Origin of the sequence: Methylobacterium hispanicum, assembly GCF_022179285.1 — a bacterium.
In the GTDB taxonomy this organism is placed as follows: Bacteria; Pseudomonadota; Alphaproteobacteria; order Rhizobiales; family Beijerinckiaceae; genus Methylobacterium; species Methylobacterium hispanicum.
In genome coordinates, this window is sequence record NZ_BPQO01000046.1 from 18,900 (window position 1) to 34,634 (window position 15,735).

General features: G+C 71.0%; 19 protein-coding genes, 1 tRNA gene and 1 pseudogene. 14 read left to right on the forward strand and 7 right to left on the reverse strand.

The genetic code is table 11. The features are described 5' to 3' along the window. From MFF56_RS30105 to MFF56_RS30120, 4 genes are all read right to left on the reverse strand, one after another. The gene (locus MFF56_RS30105; RefSeq protein ID WP_066926028.1) at positions 1-351 is read right to left on the reverse strand and encodes a hypothetical protein; all 351 of its coding nucleotides are present in this window, start codon (positions 349-351) and stop codon (positions 1-3) included. Continuing rightward, a complete protein-coding gene (locus MFF56_RS30110) occupies positions 348-698 on the reverse strand; it encodes a helix-turn-helix domain-containing protein (protein WP_066926025.1) in 351 nt (116 codons plus the stop codon). The genes MFF56_RS30105 and MFF56_RS30110 overlap by 4 nt, the downstream gene beginning before the upstream one ends. 264 nt (positions 699-962) lie before the next feature. Next, positions 963-1,715: a hypothetical protein gene (locus MFF56_RS30115; protein ID WP_156453943.1), complete on the reverse strand. Its 753-nt coding sequence runs from the start codon at positions 1,713-1,715 to the stop codon at positions 963-965. A 3-nt stretch (positions 1,716-1,718) separates the two neighbouring features. Continuing rightward, positions 1,719-2,327: a LexA family transcriptional regulator gene (locus MFF56_RS30120; RefSeq protein ID WP_082773283.1), complete on the reverse strand. Its 609-nt coding sequence runs from the start codon at positions 2,325-2,327 to the stop codon at positions 1,719-1,721. A gap of 104 nt (positions 2,328-2,431) precedes the next feature. Here MFF56_RS30120 and MFF56_RS32380 point away from each other — a divergent pair, with 104 nt between their 5' ends. The 11 genes from MFF56_RS32380 (at position 2,432) to MFF56_RS30170 (ending at position 10,901) form a co-directional block, all read left to right on the forward strand. Further along, positions 2,432-2,683, forward strand: a complete 252-nt coding sequence (locus MFF56_RS32380) for a transcriptional regulator (RefSeq protein WP_210173140.1) — start codon at positions 2,432-2,434, stop codon at positions 2,681-2,683. 202 nt (positions 2,684-2,885) lie between these two features. Then, positions 2,886-3,542: a hypothetical protein gene (locus MFF56_RS30125; RefSeq protein WP_066926016.1), complete on the forward strand. Its 657-nt coding sequence runs from the start codon at positions 2,886-2,888 to the stop codon at positions 3,540-3,542. 475 nt (positions 3,543-4,017) lie between these two features. Beyond that, positions 4,018-5,352, forward strand: coding sequence for a hypothetical protein (locus MFF56_RS30130; protein WP_066926011.1), 1,335 nt, complete (start codon positions 4,018-4,020; stop codon positions 5,350-5,352). Between the two features lie 30 nt (positions 5,353-5,382). Further along, entirely contained in the window at positions 5,383-7,062 is a 1,680-nt protein-coding gene (locus MFF56_RS30135) for a hypothetical protein (RefSeq protein ID WP_066926009.1), read from the forward strand. Between the two features lie 3 nt (positions 7,063-7,065). After that, the gene (locus MFF56_RS30140) at positions 7,066-7,866 is read left to right on the forward strand and encodes a hypothetical protein (protein ID WP_156453942.1); all 801 of its coding nucleotides are present in this window, start codon (positions 7,066-7,068) and stop codon (positions 7,864-7,866) included. A 9-nt stretch (positions 7,867-7,875) separates the two neighbouring features. After that, positions 7,876-8,409, forward strand: coding sequence for a hypothetical protein (locus MFF56_RS30145; RefSeq protein WP_066926006.1), 534 nt, complete (start codon positions 7,876-7,878; stop codon positions 8,407-8,409). Between the two features lie 101 nt (positions 8,410-8,510). After that, positions 8,511-9,188, forward strand: a complete 678-nt coding sequence (locus MFF56_RS30150) for a peptidoglycan-binding protein (protein WP_082773282.1) — start codon at positions 8,511-8,513, stop codon at positions 9,186-9,188. Positions 9,189-9,271: 83 nt separating this feature from the next. After that, entirely contained in the window at positions 9,272-9,469 is a 198-nt protein-coding gene (locus tag MFF56_RS30155; RefSeq protein WP_066926002.1) for a hypothetical protein, read from the forward strand. A 176-nt stretch (positions 9,470-9,645) separates the two neighbouring features. Further along, positions 9,646-9,993: a hypothetical protein gene (locus MFF56_RS30160; RefSeq protein ID WP_156453941.1), complete on the forward strand. Its 348-nt coding sequence runs from the start codon at positions 9,646-9,648 to the stop codon at positions 9,991-9,993. A 224-nt stretch (positions 9,994-10,217) separates the two neighbouring features. Beyond that, positions 10,218-10,613 carry a RidA family protein gene (locus MFF56_RS30165; RefSeq protein WP_066925996.1) on the forward strand — a complete coding sequence of 132 codons (396 nt, stop codon included), beginning with the start codon at positions 10,218-10,220 and terminating at the stop codon, positions 10,611-10,613. Between the two features lie 210 nt (positions 10,614-10,823). Next, positions 10,824-10,901, forward strand: a tRNA-Pro gene (locus MFF56_RS30170). Between the two features lie 33 nt (positions 10,902-10,934). Here the strand turns inward: MFF56_RS30170 and MFF56_RS30175 are convergent. Next, a complete protein-coding gene (locus MFF56_RS30175; RefSeq protein WP_066925993.1) occupies positions 10,935-11,201 on the reverse strand; it encodes a hypothetical protein in 267 nt (88 codons plus the stop codon). Positions 11,202-11,673: 472 nt separating this feature from the next. Between MFF56_RS30175 and MFF56_RS30180 the strand changes: the two genes are divergently transcribed. Next, positions 11,674-13,068: a UDP-glucose dehydrogenase family protein gene (locus MFF56_RS30180; protein ID WP_066925990.1), complete on the forward strand. Its 1,395-nt coding sequence runs from the start codon at positions 11,674-11,676 to the stop codon at positions 13,066-13,068. Positions 13,069-13,086: 18 nt separating this feature from the next. Here the strand turns inward: MFF56_RS30180 and MFF56_RS30185 are convergent, their stop codons facing one another. Beyond that, positions 13,087-13,884, reverse strand: coding sequence for an enoyl-CoA hydratase (locus tag MFF56_RS30185; protein ID WP_066925987.1), 798 nt, complete (start codon positions 13,882-13,884; stop codon positions 13,087-13,089). Positions 13,885-13,954: 70 nt separating this feature from the next. Further along, entirely contained in the window at positions 13,955-14,737 is a 783-nt protein-coding gene (locus tag MFF56_RS30190; protein ID WP_066925984.1) for an AMP-binding protein, read from the reverse strand. A gap of 260 nt (positions 14,738-14,997) precedes the next feature. Here MFF56_RS30190 and MFF56_RS30195 point away from each other — a divergent pair, with 260 nt between their 5' ends. Together MFF56_RS30195 and MFF56_RS30200 are read left to right on the forward strand one after the other, a co-directional pair. Continuing rightward, entirely contained in the window at positions 14,998-15,435 is a 438-nt protein-coding gene (locus MFF56_RS30195) for a hypothetical protein (RefSeq protein WP_066925981.1), read from the forward strand. Positions 15,436-15,552: 117 nt separating this feature from the next. After that, positions 15,553-15,735, forward strand: a pseudogene (locus MFF56_RS30200) (phosphomannomutase/phosphoglucomutase); the annotation flags it as partial.

Sequence of the window (15,735 nt, forward strand, 5' to 3'; positions counted from 1 at the left end):
TCACTCCGGCGGTGCGGGATCGGCCTGCGGCAGGACCTGCCGGTTGGCGGCAGCCATCAGCCGGCCGAGCCGGTCGAGGAAGGCGGGAGTTGCGCGGACCTTGCCCTCGCCGAGCAGGGCGCTCAGCGCTTCGAGCTCGGCGATCGCGAGCGCATCGGCGTCGGTGTCGGTGTCAGGATAGGTCGGTGCGGTGCAGGCCAGGACGGCGACAGCGTTGCCCGGCGTCCCGACGCCGCGGGTGAACGAGTCGAACTCGTGCCAGGGCAGGACGACGTGCGCCACCAGAAGGCCGCGCGGCCAGTCGAACCGGATGTCGTCCAGCTCTCCGCGAAGGGCGCGCGGCGCGCTCATGCCGGCCTCGTCGCCCCTGCGATCAGGGCGCGGCCCTCGAGGCTCGCGAGGTGCGCGATTACCGAGCCGGTGACCGTCCGGATCAGATCGTCGGTAGCGCAGTCCTCCGGAGCGTCCGCCTCGAGCGCGTCGAGGAAATCCGTGATCGGCCGCCCGAGGAGCCGGGCGACCTTCGCCAGGGACAAGTCGCTGATCGCGTTGGTGCCCTTCTCGTATTTCTGGAACTGCGCTGCCGAGACCCCGACCACCTCGGCGGCTTGGCGCTGCGTGATGCCGGCTCCGTCGCGAAGACGCTTCAGGCGGGCCCCAAGGCGAACATCCGCCTCCATGGGCTTCAGGCCGGCCATGTCAGCAGGCCACCGCGAGGGAGATGGCGTCGTCGATCTGGCCCGGGGCCTCGTTGAGCTGTCGGGCCACGACAACTGCCGCGCAAATCGGCCATTCGCTAGCGGCGAGGCCAAAGTCCGGAGAAGGTTGGACGTGAAGCGGCATGGACGCATCCTGTCTGGGATGCGGCGACTATAAGGGCGCTTATTTTGCTGTCAATAAGCTATGTTATCAGCGCCTATCGAGCGTTCATTCGACCGTCGAACGGTGCACGTTCGCGACAGTCATCGAGAGCTGCCAGACCATGGGATACGAGCGCGTAAAGCCGCCCATGCGTCACCCGCGGCGTCCGTAGCCGCGACGCAGGCATCACCGGCAAGGCTAGTTGCGGACTCAGCCACCGATGTGATTGCGTCGGTAGCGATTGAGAATACACCTTCCTTGTCCTGCGTAAGTTCGACGGTCTGGCTCGGAGCAGGCAGGGCTGCGGCAACCCCTGGTGCAGCGATCGTCGTTGCTGCAACAATAGCAGCCGGCGCAACTGGCCTGGGTGCGCGCCCCCACAAGGACCGCACGGGCTTCGGTGTCTCTGTCGTCACTGCGGGCTGACGCATCCTGAGTGCATGAACCACGCTGACGGCTTTACGGATCTCCGCCGGCACCTCCTTCTCACAGATCGCGACGAAGCCACGGCCATCTAGGGCCACGACCTGTAGAAGAACCTTGCGCTCGACGCTGCCGCCGAAAGCGCCAATGCCGCCACCTATGGCTGCGGCCGTCAGCCCGATGGCGCCCACCGCAGCGAGTGGCGCGGCGAAGAGCCCTACAGCTGCGGCAGTTGCACCAAGACCAATAGCGCCGCTGGCGCCGCCCTTGAGGAAACCGAGGACGGATCGCTCCAGGTAGTCGCCGTTTTCCTCGACCGAGGCGATCTCTTCGACTGGTAGCTTGACACGCCTCGGAAGATGAAACTCAAAATTGATCCAATCGGCTCGTCCAGTGCCGAAATTGCCAGCGACAAGTTCAAGCCGTGCCATGGTCTATCCCCTAGAAAATTTGCCGATTATTCTATGGCATATGGGCCAATCTGAGCGCGACAACGATGTCGGGGTCGGATTGGCCGTCCAGGCGACGACACTCCATCGAGTGGCGTCAAAAGCCTTGAGGCGCCTGAGTAGAGCGCTCGGACTTGCGTCATCCCGAAAGAGGTAGCTGTACCCCGAGATTGGCGGATGATGAGGGTTGACCAAGAGGATGTCGGCAGCCTCGAACTCTGGGGCCATCGCGTCATCCGGCACTTGCAGTGCATATGCCCCAGGAACACGCTGCAGTTGTGCAGGCCTCGGGATCGAATTGACGGGGTCCGCTAAGATCTCGCCGTAGGCGTCGCCAGGGGTCAATGCATAGACCGAAAGCTCCCCCGCGCCATCATTTGCGATCGCCTGTGTCCAGTCGAGGTATGCAGGGTCGATATCACGGGGCTTCAAATCGAGAGCAGTGGCGAGTTCCCGAACGAACTTTGTTGATCGGACTCGCCCCTTCTCGATCTCGACTATGGCTGGCTGAGACACGCCAACGAGACGAGCCAATTCTGCTTGGCTCATTCCCAGCTCGGCGCGCCGAGCCACGATGCGCTCGTGCTCGATCATAGCTCGTATGCCTATCAGAAAACTTATAGGTCTGCGCCTTAAGTCGACTTATTGATGACTCTGATAATCTCACTTATCGTTTGATTATGGTCGATACCCGCCCGATGATCCGGCGGGCGGTCCGCATAGCCGGAAGCCAAGCGCGCCTTGCGCGTGCCTTGGCCATCTCGCAACCGCGGGTCTCCCAGCTCTGCAAACAGGTCGAGCAGTGCTCGGCCGAGATCGCTGTTGCGATCGAGCAGGCGACCGCCGGTGAAATCCCTCGGTGGCACATGCGACCCGATCTCTTCGACATGCCGAAGGGCGCCAAGCCGCCCCCGGCGGATCTGTACGATCCGTCTGCGAGGGCCGCCTAATGATGCGCTTGCTCGCCTTCCCGCTGCGCTGGCTGGATCAGCGGATCGACTTGCGGATCGCAGCCGTCATCCGGTCCGGCGCCGAGCGCGAGGCAGCGTTGGAGCGGTCGCCAGAGCGTCGCCCCTCCGCTAACGGGCCGGATGGGACTGTCGACCCGTGCGCGCAAAGTCCCATCCGTGCTGACCAAGCAGGGTCGCGGCCGTGACGACGCCATGGCTGGACGGCCTCTGCGCCACCCTCACCACCTACACTGCGTCCGCGATCGCAGCCGGCGAGGCGGCCGGCGCGGGGCTCGCCGGGCAGCTCGCCGGCGCGCTGGCGCGGGTCCAGGCCCTGCCGGACGAGACGATCGGCGCCGTCGCCGAGCTGAATGCGGCACTCGCCGCGCTGTTTCCCGCCGATCTCACCGCGCATGCCGTCCCGCCCTCCCCCGCCGAGAGCTTGGCGCCGCCGGGCGGACAGGCGCACGCGATCGGCGGTGCGAGCGCACCTTGTCCCCTGCGCCGGCGTCACACCGTCGACGCGACCGGGCTCGCCCACTTCCTGCGCGCCCGGCATCCGGTGAAGACGGCCGAGCATGCCGCCGCCCTCACGCGCCTGCCGGTCGATACGGTTGCGGCGATCCTGCGGCGCGAGTCCCTCGGCAACGGCACGACGCTACTAGCCTTCGTGTTCGCCTACGGGCCGGAGGTCCTGGCGGCCGTCGTACCGGACGCGGACGAGCGCTGGCTGGAGGGCGCGCGAATCCTCGCCGACCAGGCGCGCCTCGAGGCGGAGCTGGCGCGCACCCGCGCCGAGGCCGCAGCCAATGCCGGGCGCTGGAGCCTGTGCGGCATCGGATTCGGGGGCGCCGCATGAGGACGGCGAAGCTCACCCACCTCGGCGGCCAGGCCGGTCCGCGGCAAGACCCGCCGGTGCATCGCTGCAGCTGCGGCTGCGGCTGCGGCCGGGAGGCCTCGAACGGCTATCAGCTCGGCCGCTGGTACGTGCCCGGGCATGAGCCGCCGGACGTGATGAGCCCCGGCTCCGGCCGGCCCGATCCCGAAGAGCAGGTCCGCCGGCCCCGGCCGGCCGGACCACCCATCGATCTGTTCGACGCCGCAGGCGTGCCGGCACCGGCGCGCCGGCAACCTTCCGGACGGTCGTGACGGCCCGGCGCCGACACTCCCGTTTCCCCAGCCCGACTCCGAATCCGAATCGATTCCTAAGGCGTGTCATGCGTCAACGGTCCCCCCTGCGCCCGGCTCAGATCCGGCAGTTGTGGCTCAACCTCTCCCCGCAACTACGGGTGGATGCTGCCGCGCGGAAAAAGGCCGGGGGGACCATCCGCCAATTGGCGGGAGGTCGGCGGCCCGAAACCGGCGAGGTTCGGGGCCAGATCGCGACGCTCGCCGGGATCAGCCACGGACACCTCGACAAGATCAACGCGGTCTACGACGCGGCCGAGCGGGATCCGGAGCTGTTCGGGCCCGTGGTCGCCTACCTGGAGCGCAGCGGGAACACGCACGACGCGCACCGCATGCTGCGCCGCGTGGCGGACCTCGCCCGGGTGAAGCACCTGGCGCGGATCGCCGGCGTCTTCGCCACCCTGGTGCTCGACCCGCCCTGGCAGGACGAATCCGTCTCAGCGAACCAGCGCCCACCCTACGCCACCAAGACCACCACGGAGGCGCAGACCGCCGCGGCGCAGGCGCAGGCTGCCGCCGGCACCGCCACGACGCAGGCGGGCTTGGCCACGACGGCCGCCGCGACCTCGAGCACCAACGCCACCGCCACGGCGGCCGACCGCGCCGCCGCGCGCACCGATCGCCTCGCGGCCGACGCCGATGCCGCCGCCACGGCGGCCGACCGGGTCGCGGTGCGAGCGGACCGGGCGGCCGCGGATGCCGATGCCGCTACAACGGCGGCCGACCGCACGGCGGTGCGCGCCGATCGTCTCGCGGCCGATGCCGATGCCGTAGCCACGGCGGCCGTCCGGGTCGCGGTGCGGGCGGACCGCGTCGCGGCCGACGCGGATGCGGTGGCCACCGCGGCCGACCGCACGGCGGTGCGGGCCGACAAGCTCGCCTCGGACACCAACGCCGCCACGGCCACGACGCAAGGCGGGATCGCCACGACGCAGGCCGGGCTGGCGACCACCGCCCGTACCGGCGCCGAGGCCGCCCGCGACACGACCCTGGTGGCGAAGACTGCGACGGAGTCGGCACGGGACACCGGCCTCTCGGCGCCGGCCGACACGCAGGCCGCGCGCAGCACGGCCGTGACCGCTGCCGGCACCGCTGCCACGCAGGCGGGGGTGGCGACCGCGGCGCGCACCGGCGCCGAGGCCGCCGCCGGCGCCGCCGCGACGGCTCGCCGGGGCGCGGAGAAGGCACGCGACGACGGCGTCGCCCTCTACGGCTCCCTGCAGGCGGTGAAAGATGCCGTCGCGGTCTCGACCGGGGCCCGGGACACCGCCGTGGCGGCCCGGGACACCACCCGCGGCTATCGCGACGCCTCCGAGGACTTCGCCGAGCGCGCCGAGGCCGCCGCCGCCAGCGCCGAGGCCGTGTCGGGCCTGCCGCTGATCGGCCCGGGCGACCGCGGCCGGGTGCTCGCCGTGAAGCCGGACGGCTCCGGCACCGAGTGGTCGAACAAGCTCAAGATCCTCGCCCTGGCGTCGCTCTGACGCCCGCGCGCAACCTCCCGAGGCAGCGGAATGGCGCTCGATTTCAGCCACTACCAGGTTGTGGTCCAGGCGAAGATGGATGCCGTCTCGGCGGCCTCCACGCTCGACGATCTGGTCACGCTCGCGATCACCACGTCCAAGATCAAGGACGCGATCGCGGTCTCCGACGTCCAGGCAGCGGCCGCCGCCGGCGTCACCAGCATCACCGGTGCGGCCACCGGCGCGCTCCAGGACATCACCACGGCCAGGACCTCGGCCACCGGCGCGATCGGCACGGCCCGGGGCGGCGCCCTCACCGATATCGAGGCCGCGCGCACCAAGGCGATCCAGGACGTGCAGCAAGCCGGTGGCGGCGCCAACGCGGCGGGCGGCATCAGCTTCGCGCCCACGGGCCAGATCGCGGCCACCAACGTGCAGGCGGCCCTCGCCGAGGTGGACAGCGAGAAGACGGCCAAGGCCTCGAACCTCTCCGACCTCGCCGACCCGAAGGCCGCCCGGGCGAACCTCGGACTGGAGAAGTTCACCGCCCGGGGCGATGCCGCCTACACCATCCTGGCCGGCGACAGGACGGTGGCGCTCACCGCCGCGCTCACCGGGCCGCGTGTCTTCACCCTGCCGGCGGCCAGCGCCCTGAACCCGGGCGCCACCCTCCGGATCATGGATCAGGCCGGCGGGATCTCGGCGGCCAACACCCTGACCATCCAGGCGGCCGGGACGGACAAGCTCAACGGCGCCGCCGCGGCCGTCTTCGCCGCGCCCTACACCGACTTCCTGCTCACCACGGACGGCGTCTCCGCCTGGACCTACGACGTCCAGAGCCTCGCCCGCGGCGGCACGGGCGCCACCACGGCAGCCGGGGCGCGAGCGAACCTCGGGCTCGGCTCGGCCGCGCAGCTCACCGCGGGCGTCGCCGGCGGCGCCGCGACCCTCGACGGCTCCACCGGCAAGCTGCTGGCCGCGCAGATCCCCGATGCCCTCCTGGGGACCGTGCGCTACCAGGGCGGCTGGGACGCCGCGGCCAACAGCCCGACCCTGGCGGCGCCCTCGGCCGCGAACAAGGGCGCCTACTACATCGTCCTGACCGCCGGCACGACGGCGCTGGCCGGCCCGAAGGGCAGCATCACCGACTGGCAGGTCGGCGACTGGGCGGTCTCCGACGGCACCTACTGGGAGAAGGTCGACAGCTCGGATCAGGTCATCTCCGTGGTCGGCCTGCAGGGCGCGATCACGGGGCCGGCCCTGAAGGCGGCGCTCGCCGTCGCGATCGGCGACGTCGCCGGCCTGCAGGCGGCGCTCGATGCGAAGGCCGCGGCCTCCTACGCGACGACGGCAGACATCTGGGCCGGCACCGACACGGGCAAGATCGTGACCGCGAAGGCGTTGCGCGACGCGCAGGTGCCGCAGACGCTTGCGGCCAGCGCCGCACCGGCCTGGAACGCCGCGCTCGGCTTCAACGCCAGGATCACGCTGACGACCAACACCACGTTCCAGACGCCTACCAACCTCGTCGAGGGCCTGACCTACGTGCTGCGCGCCAAGCAGGACGCCACGGGCGGGCGCACGGGCTCCTACACCTCGGCCTTCAACTTCGGGGCGGACGGGCCGCCCACGCTCAGCACCGCGGCGAACGCCGAGGATGCGCTGACCTTCCTGTGCGTGGATGCCGCGACGCCGCGGCTGTCCTTCGTCGGCATCAAGAAGGGGGTCTGAGCCATGTACCCCTTTCCTTCGCCCACGATGATGGTGGCGAGTGGCGCCTCGCTCTGGACGCCCGCGCAATTCGGCACGGATCTCTTGCTCTGGCTCGACGGACGGGATCCGGCGACCATGGTGCGGGACGCGAACAGCGCGGTCTCGCAATGGTCGGACAAGTCGGCTTCCGCTCGGCATGCGGCACAGGCGACCGGAGGCGCAAGACCCATCTACTCGGCTTCGGCACGGAATAGCACCGGCGGCCTTATCTTCGACGGCTCGGACGATGTTCTGACGTTCTCCACCGCGGGATTGCCAGTTGACTCGGCCGCTTCAACGATGGTCGTGGTTGGGCGACCCACGAATAATACGGCCGGCGGCATCGGTTATGGACAGCGTTCTAACAATCAGATGCGGTGCGTTCAGGAGATTAATAGGGGGTCTAGCGTTCAATATGGTACTTGGGCGTCAGATTTAGATAATGGTATTACTTGGAGTGGATTTGATAGAATTGTCATCGCCGAGCAGGCGCAGGGATCCAACCCCCTCGTTTCTGTAACGCAAAACGGCGCGACCTCTCAGAAGAGCCTGACAACAACAAGCACTCCGAGCGGTAGCACCGGAACTGTCGGCAACTGGCCCGGGTCCGGGATTATCAGCGGAACGTATTGGGGCGGGGTTATACAATCATGCCTCATACTCAATCGCATTCTTACGCAGGAAGAGCGCGATAAGCTCACGGGCTATCTGGCGTGGAGCTTCAACCTCGCCGCGTCTCTGCCCGCTGGCCATCCCTACAAATCCGCCGCTCCCACGATCTGAGGACCCGACATGCCCGCTTTCATCGATCTCGACGGCGCGGCCGTCGAGGTGTTCCACGGCGTCGCCTTCGTGGATCGCGACCGGATCAGCCGGCCAAGCAACTGGCTGGAACGGGCCACCCCCGCGGAACTGGCCGGCGCCGGTATCGCGGAGATCGTCGAGCCGCCCGCGCCGCCGGCCGGCAAGATCGTGGTGCCGGGCCCGCTGGAGAACCGCGACGGCGTGCCGACCCGGGCCTTCTCCCTGGCGGACGCGCCCGCACCGCAGCCGGACCCGGTACCGGCGAGCGTCACCAACTCGGACTGGCGCGTCGGCCTGATCCTCTGGGGCCGGTTCGCCGAGGTCGAGGCCAAGGTGATCGCCGCGCGCGAGAGCGGCACGGTCGAGGGCCTGATCGTCTGGCAGCGCTGGGAATACGCCAACGACGTGTTCCGGGCCGAGCTGCTGGCTCGGCGCGAGGCGTTCGGGTTCTCTGCCGAGGAGGTGGACGAGAGCCTGCGCCGGGCCGCCGCCGTGGGCGCCGCCGCGCGCCTAGCAGCCTGACGAACGGCCCATCCGGCCTGACAAACCGGCCGTTTCGCCTGACGGCGGGCGGCTGACGCTTTCCCCCTCCCCCCTCGCTCTTTGACATCGTGAGAGAGACCATGGACGTCGCTGCGATCCAGCGCGCGCTCATCGCGCGCGGCTACGACCTCGGCACAGGCGGCCCGTCCGGCCGGGGTGACGACGGCGATGCCGGCCCGCGCACCGAGGCCGCGTTGAAGGCCTTCCAGCTCGCCGCGGGCCTGCCCGCGAGCGGGCGGGCCGATGCCGCCGCCCTGGCGGCGCTGATCCCCGCGCCGGCCCGGCCGGCCGCCGTCTGGCCGCTCCAGGCCGACTGCCTGCGCGTCTACGGTGCGGTCGGCCAGCATCAGACCGCGCTGGTGTTGCCCTTCCCGATGCGGCTGGCCTGGGACAAGGCGAGCACGGTGCGGAATATCAGCGTCCACGAGACGGTGCACGACTCCGCCGCCCGGGCCTTCGCCCGGATCGCCGCCGCCTACGACGAGGCGGCCCGGGCGCGGATCGGCCTCGACGTGTTCGGCGGCTCGCTCAACGTCCGCAAGATGCGGGGCGGCACGGCCTACTCGATGCACAGCTGGGGCATCGCGATCGACTTCGATCCGGAGCGCAACCAGCTCGCGTGGGGCCGCGACCGCGCGCGCCTGGCGCAGCCCGACGCCGCCGAGTTCTGGCGGATCTGGGAGGCGGAGGGCTGGGTCTCCCTCGGCCGGGCCCGGAACATGGACTGGATGCACGTCCAGGCCGCCCGCCTCGCCTGACCCTGTCCGATCCGGGCGGAAATATTCCCGGGCCATTCCCGAGCCGGCCGGGTCCAGCCGCGCATCCTCCGGAGTCCACCACGATGATGAAGTTCGTCACCCCTGGCGTCGTCGCCGGCGTCCTCACCATGGCCGGCGTCCTGTCGGTCGCCGTCGGCAAGCCGGCGCTGGGCGCCTTCCTGTCGGATCCGGCCACCGCCGCCACCGTCACCGCCGTCGTCAGCGGCGTGGGCGCGCTCCTCGCCGGCGTCCTGCAGGGCGTGAAGAACCCCGCCGCGTGACCCGCGCGGCCCCGCGCCGCCTCGGACCCTCCCCCACCGCGGGGGAGGGTTCACCCCCGCCGGTCCAGATGCGCGCGGCGCTCCGCGCGATCGGCGCCGAGCTGGGCCGACGGCTTCCCCCGCCCACCACGCCGACGCCGGCCGAGCGGCCGGCCCTCGCCAGCCGGAGCATCCCGATGACCACCGCGCGTGAGAGCCTCGACCTGGCGGCCGGCGAGCCGACGGACGTCCGCATCCTGGTGGCGATCGCCGGCATGTCGGCGCGCCAGGACGCGATGATGCGCACGGCCGACGAGGCGAAGGCCGCCGCAGCGGCCCAGCACCGCGAGCTGATGGAGCGCATCGGCACCTTCGTGCCGCGCGCCGAGATCGAGCTGAAGGAGAAGGCGCTCCACGACCGCCTCGACGGCTTCGACAAGCGGCTGACCACCGTGGAGGGCCGGATCTGGAAGGCGATCGCCTGGATCCTCTCCGCCATCGGCACCGCCGTCGCCGGCGTCGTCGGCATCAAGGGCGCGGGATAGCCGCGCTACCACACCGGATTTCGGGCGCCCCCGGCTTCGGCCGGGGGCGCCTTTTGCGTTTAAGGAATGCCCCTTCCATCCATCTGCAGGGTGTCGAGACACCGGGAGTGACGACCTTGCCCCTATTCCGCTCCTCACACCCTGTTCAGGATGTGGCATTCTCCGACCTATTGCAGAAAGTGAGGCTTTGTGGGCAGATTGACTTGATAGTTTTGGAGAATGCGATGCGTCGCCTCATCTCGTCCGGCTCGTCGTTCGAGCATGAAATCGGCTATTCCCGCGCTGTCGTTGACGGCGAGTGGATATTCGTATCGGGCACGACCGGGTTCGACTATGCTACGATGACCATCGCGGAGGACGTTGCGGATCAAGCCGCACAGTGCTTGGCCAATATCGCTCACGCGTTGCGAGAGGCTGAGGCGACCTTCGCCGATGTGGTCCGAGTGCGCTACATCCTACCATCCGCAGAGGACTTCTCCGCCTGCTGGCCTGCGCTTCGGGAGGCTTTTGGAGAGGCCCGCCCCGCCGCCACTATGATTGAGGCGGGTCTGATTGACCGCCGCCTCAAGATCGAAATCGAGGTGACCGCACGTAAGCGCGGCTCCGGGAATGCCGACTAACCACGCCATCTAGGCCTTCTCTACGGCGAGGGGCGGATGGTCCATCCGCCACCGCGCCCGCGGGAACAGCGCTGGAACACCCTGTGGGACTTCCGTGGGACTATCGGCGCGTAGCCCGGCCGTTCGCTGCGCTTTCCTGCCAATCTGGCTCCGCTAGGGGCTTGCGCCTCCCGACCGCTAAAGCTATGACCCGCCTGCCCTAAGGGGCGTCGGAGCGTAGCGCAGCCCGGTTAGCGCACTAGTCTGGGGGACTAGGGGTCGGAGGTTCGAATCCTCTCGCTCCGACCATAAATTCCAGTGACTGAGCCCCCGTCCTCTGAGTCACGGGGAGGCGGTTTGCAGAACGGTTTGCAAACTTGGGCCTCCTACGATCTCCCCATATTCCCGTTTAGGCCGCGACCGGTCCCACCGGTGCTCGTCGAGCTTCGCTATCGCTGATTCGGCGAGTATGCCCTTGCGGGCGAGATCCCGGTCGAGGATCCTCTGCGCGTGGCCGGTGATCGTCGCGATCTCGGGCACGGAGCCGGCGGCCTCGGCCCGCATCGTCACCGCCGTGCCGCGCAGGTCGTCGACGTGCAGGTCGTCCACGATGCCGGCCGCCTCGCGCGTCTCGGACCGGACCTCGTGAAACCGGCGCCAGCAGGATCGTCACGCCATGGGGCGCCTCCTCCAGCGCGGCCTTCAGCGCGCGCGTGGCCGGCACGGAGACGTGGGCCTTGCCCACGTCCTTGCCCTTGCCCTGTCGCAGCCTGATCGCGCGGCCGTCGCAGGCGCTCCCGGGAAGGACGCGCCGGTCGCCCCGGTGCCGGCCGGTATGAAGGCCGAGCATCGGCGCCCGGACCATCTCGGGCGAGATGGCGGCTGGAATGCCGCGACGCGCTCCGGGAGCCGGATCGTCCCGGCCCGGTCGGACGCGTCCGCGGCCGGGCCGGCGCGCCTTCGGACTAGCCCGGACAGGTGTGCGGCCTACCCGTTAAGAGGCGTAACGCTCCCTGCTGCGGCGCGACATGCTCCGTCCGGGCGCGGTCGATCCGCCGCGCGGCGGACGGAGTGCTTCACCATGCAGGTGGCGATCATCGGTGTCGGCTATGTCGGTCTCGTCTCGGGCGCCTGCTTCGCCGACCTCGGCCACACGGTCCGCTGCGTGGACCGGGACGAGGGGCGCATCGCGTCGCTCAGGGCGGGGCGGATGCCGATCTACGAGCCGCATCTCGACACGCTCGTCGCCCGCAACGTCGCGGCCGGGCGGCTCGGTTTCGGCACCGACATCGCGGAGGCCGTGCGCGACGCCGAGGTGATCTTCATCGCGGTCGGCACCCCGGCCCGGCGCGGTGACGGGCACGCCGACCTCGCGCACGTCTACGCCTGCGCCCGCGAGATCGCGGGCGCGCTCCAGGGCTACGCGGTGGTCGTCACCAAGTCGACCGTGCCGGTGGGCACCGGCGACCGGGTCGAGCACATCCTGCAGACGCTGCGCCCGCAGGCCTCCTTCGCGGTGGTCTCCAACCCGGAATTCCTGCGCGAAGGCGCGGCCATCGCCGACTTCAAGGCGCCCGACCGCATCGTGATCGGCACCGATGACGAGCGGGCGCGCGCCGTGATGCGCAACCTCTACCGCCCCCTGGAGGCGGGCACGCGGATCCTGTTCACGGGGCGCCGCTCGGCGGAGCTGGTGAAGTACGCCGCCAACGCCTTCCTCGCCCTCAAGATCGGCTTCATCAACGAGATGGCGGACCTCTGCGAGCAGGCCGATGCCAGCATCCACGACGTCGCCCACGGCATCGGGCTCGACCGGCGCATCGGCGCGCGCTTCCTCCAGGCCGGGCCCGGCTTCGGCGGCTCGTGCTTCCCGAAGGACATCCAGGCGCTGATCAAGTCGGCCCAGGACCTCGGTGCGCCGACGCGCATCGTCGAGACGGTGGCGGCGGCCAACGAGCAGCGCAAGCGCCGGATGGCGCGCCGGCTGATCCAGGCCTGCGGCGGCTCGGTGCGCGGTCTCACGATCGGGGTGCTCGGCCTGACCTTCAAGCCGAACACCGACGACATGCGCGAATCGCCCGCGCTCACCATCCTCACGGCGCTCCTCGACGAGGGCGCGGACGTCCGGGCCTACGATCCGGAGGGCATGGAGCAGGCCCGCGCGCTGATGCCGGAGATCACCTGCGTGCCCGATCCCTACGCGGTCGCCGAGGGCGCGGACGCGCTCGCGCTGATCACCGAGTGGGACGCCTTCCGGGCGCTCGACCTGCCGCGCCTGCGGCGGCGGATGGCCGGCGACGTGCTGGTCGATTACCGCAACCTGATCGCGCCCGAGGCGGCGGCGGAGGCCGGCTTCCACCACATCGGCGTCGGCTGCCGCGCGACACCGCCAGCGCCGCGGGCCCGCCTCGCGCGAGCCCGGAGCGCCCGCCGCGGCGCGCGGATCGGAACGCCGCTCGCCGCCTCGCCGGCCTGACCGAGGCGCGGCGCCCGCTCAGGCCTCCCAGCGCGGCGGGCGCTTCTGCAGGAAGGCGTCGATTCCCTCGGCCGCCTCGTCCATCAGCATGTTGCGGGTCATCACGGCCGAGGCGTAGGCGTAGGCCTCCTCAAGCCCGAGCTCGTTCTGCCGCGCGAAGGCCTCCTTGCCGATCGCGAGGACGCGCGGCGCCTTCGCGGCGATGCGGGCCGCCATGGCCTGCACGCTCGCCGCGAGGTCGGCGGCCGGGACCACTCGGTTGACGAGCCCGATGCGCAGTGCCTCGGCCGCCTCGATCGGCTCGCCGAGGAGCAGCATCTCCAGGGCGGCCTTGCGCGGGACCGCCCGCGACAGGGCGACCATCGGGGTCGAGCAGAACAGGCCGATCTGCACGCCGGGCGTGGCGAAGCGGGCCTCCTCCGCGCAGACGGCGAGGTCGCAGGTCGCCACGAGCTGGCAGCCCGCGGCCGTGGCGATGCCGTGCACCTCGGCGATCACCGGCTGCGGCAGCCGGATGATCGCGAGCATCAAGGCCGAGCAGGCGGCGAACACCGCCTCGACCGCGCCGGCGGAGGGATCGGCCCGCATCTCCTTGAGGTCGTGCCCGGCGCAGAAGGCGGGCCCGGCGCCACGCAGCACTACCACGCGCACCGCGCGGTCGTCGCGGATCGCATCGAGCGCGCCGTGGAGCGCCGCCATCAGCCCGAGCGAGAGGGCGTTGCGGGCATGGCCGCGGTTGAGCGTCAGCGTGGCGATCCCGTCCGCGTCCGCGCGCAGGACCAGGTCTTCCGGGGCAGGCATCGCGGCGGCCGACATCGGCGTGAACCTTCGCTGGAACCCGCGCGGCGAACCGCGCCGGGGGGCTCGGACTCGTGGCGGTTCCGGTCTAGCACAGGGCGCCCGCGGGCGCCGCCCCGGGCATCGCGGCGTCGCCGCGCAGGAGCGCGCCGCAGACCTCGGCGAGGTCGCGGAACGCGGCCGGGCAGACCTCGCCCGCCCGGCGCAGGCCGAGGCTCGCGCCCTGCGCCCAGGCCAGGATCTGGCGGTGGTTGGCCGTCTCGAGCGTCGGGGCGCCACCCCGGTTGCCCGAACAGGCGACGAGGGCGGGGTCGTCCGGACCGGCCCGGTCGGGTCCGGCGAGCGGGCCGGCCTCGTACTCGGCGGCCTCCAGGTCGATCCGGGCGAAGTCCGCGCCCGGCCCGTGCCAGCGCACCGCCGGCATCTCGGGCATCAGCGCGGGCAGGTCCCGGATCGCCTCGGCGCGCTCGGGATCGGCGACGATCAGGCGCGCGCCGACGGCAGTGAGGACGCGGGCGAGGCGCGGGCCGGCAAGCCCCGGATCGACCAGCGCGACCCGGGCGCCGGCGAGCGCGAAGCCGAGCCAGAGGACGTGGCGCTCGCCGGCACCCGTCAGCAGCGCGACGGTGTCCCCGCGGCCGACCCCCTCGGCCTCGGCGTAGCGCGCGTAGCGGGCAAGCACGGCTCCGAGCGCGGCGTAGGTCGTCCCCCCCTCGCGGCCCGCGAAGGCCGGTGCCGGACCGTGGATCGCGGCGGCCTCCGCCACGAGCTGCGGCAGGCTGCCGTGCGACCGGACCGCGGAGAAACCCGCCTGGCCGGGCGCGACGGCCGGCCGGGGCATGTCGGGGCGGCGGTGAGCGGCGTGCAGCATGCGTTTCCAGCCCTGGGGAGTGCTTCGTCGCAGGACGATTGGCCAAGACCTGCGGCCGAGGTCTTAAGATTTCCCTCCGCGACCGGCGCGAATGCTCTTTTCGGGCGCGGCCGGCCGGCGCGACGGCGGGCACTACGATGGATGCCGATGGACAAGGACGCGGTGCGCGCACGGGACATCTCGCCCCGGGCGCCCTGCCGATCTATCCCGGACGTCGCCAAGCGGATCGATAGAATCCGCGCAGCCGAGGACATCCGAGAATGCGCCATCTCCTTTCCGTCGCCCCCGCGGCGCTCGCCGCGGCCCTGCTCGCCGCCGCGCCGGCCGGGGCGCAGATCCGCAACGCGCCCGCCCCGCGCGCGCTCGAGTTCAGTGCCTACATCTTCGCCGCCTCGAACGTCTGCGGCTACCGGATCGGCACCGAGGCGTTCGAGGCGCTGCTGGCCAAGCAGAACGTCCGGCCCGAGGACGTCGCCCCCCGCGGCCCCTTCGGCAACCGCGTCCAGACGATGTTCGCGCTGATGTCGAACCAGATGGCGCTGAACCGCGAGCAGGCCTGCGTCGCGGTGGCGGGCGAGTACGGGCCGGAGGGCACCGTCGCCAGGAACGTGCTGCTGCCCGGCGAAGCCCCGGCGCAGGCGCCGGCCCAGCCGCCCCAGCCGCCTGCCGGTGCGCCGGCCCCGAAGCCGGCGCAGTAGCACGGCCCCCGACGGGCGACGGTCTTTCGGAGTACCGACCGGCGCCCGCTTGGCCGCATCCCGGGGGTCGGCTATCCCGGAGCCGCGGCCGCTCCGCCGCATCCAGGAAGACCCGCGATGTTTCCGACGCCGCAAGCTGCGCTTTTGCCCAACACGTTCGGGTTCGAGCAGGCGCCCCTGGTCAAGCCCACCGGCTTTCGCGAGTACGACGCGCGCTGGCTGTTTCCCGACGAGATCAACCTGATGGGCGTCCAGGCGCTCGGGCTGGGGATCGGCACCCTCGTGCACGAGCGCGGCGTG

What these genes read in the sequence shown, in the direction of transcription:
- MFF56_RS30105 (WP_066926028.1), bottom strand. Translation starts at nt 351, where the DNA reads ATGAGCGCGCCGCGCGCCCTTCGCGGAGAGCTGGACGACATCCGGTTC.
- MFF56_RS30110 (WP_066926025.1), bottom strand. Translation starts at nt 698, where the DNA reads ATGGCCGGCCTGAAGCCCATGGAGGCGGATGTTCGCCTTGGGGCCCGC.
- MFF56_RS30115 (WP_156453943.1), bottom strand. Translation starts at nt 1,715, where the DNA reads ATGGCACGGCTTGAACTTGTCGCTGGCAATTTCGGCACTGGACGAGCC.
- MFF56_RS30120 (WP_082773283.1), bottom strand. Translation starts at nt 2,327, where the DNA reads ATGATCGAGCACGAGCGCATCGTGGCTCGGCGCGCCGAGCTGGGAATG.
- MFF56_RS32380 (WP_210173140.1), top strand. Translation starts at nt 2,432, where the DNA reads ATGATCCGGCGGGCGGTCCGCATAGCCGGAAGCCAAGCGCGCCTTGCG.
- MFF56_RS30135 (WP_066926009.1), top strand. Translation starts at nt 5,383, where the DNA reads ATGGCGCTCGATTTCAGCCACTACCAGGTTGTGGTCCAGGCGAAGATG.
- MFF56_RS30140 (WP_156453942.1), top strand. Translation starts at nt 7,066, where the DNA reads ATGTACCCCTTTCCTTCGCCCACGATGATGGTGGCGAGTGGCGCCTCG.
- MFF56_RS30145 (WP_066926006.1), top strand. Translation starts at nt 7,876, where the DNA reads ATGCCCGCTTTCATCGATCTCGACGGCGCGGCCGTCGAGGTGTTCCAC.
- MFF56_RS30150 (WP_082773282.1), top strand. Translation starts at nt 8,511, where the DNA reads ATGGACGTCGCTGCGATCCAGCGCGCGCTCATCGCGCGCGGCTACGAC.
- MFF56_RS30155 (WP_066926002.1), top strand. Translation starts at nt 9,272, where the DNA reads ATGATGAAGTTCGTCACCCCTGGCGTCGTCGCCGGCGTCCTCACCATG.
- MFF56_RS30160 (WP_156453941.1), top strand. Translation starts at nt 9,646, where the DNA reads ATGACCACCGCGCGTGAGAGCCTCGACCTGGCGGCCGGCGAGCCGACG.
- MFF56_RS30165 (WP_066925996.1), top strand. Translation starts at nt 10,218, where the DNA reads ATGCGTCGCCTCATCTCGTCCGGCTCGTCGTTCGAGCATGAAATCGGC.
- MFF56_RS30180 (WP_066925990.1), top strand. Translation starts at nt 11,674, where the DNA reads ATGCAGGTGGCGATCATCGGTGTCGGCTATGTCGGTCTCGTCTCGGGC.
- MFF56_RS30185 (WP_066925987.1), bottom strand. Translation starts at nt 13,884, where the DNA reads ATGTCGGCCGCCGCGATGCCTGCCCCGGAAGACCTGGTCCTGCGCGCG.
- MFF56_RS30190 (WP_066925984.1), bottom strand. Translation starts at nt 14,737, where the DNA reads ATGCTGCACGCCGCTCACCGCCGCCCCGACATGCCCCGGCCGGCCGTC.
- MFF56_RS30195 (WP_066925981.1), top strand. Translation starts at nt 14,998, where the DNA reads ATGCGCCATCTCCTTTCCGTCGCCCCCGCGGCGCTCGCCGCGGCCCTG.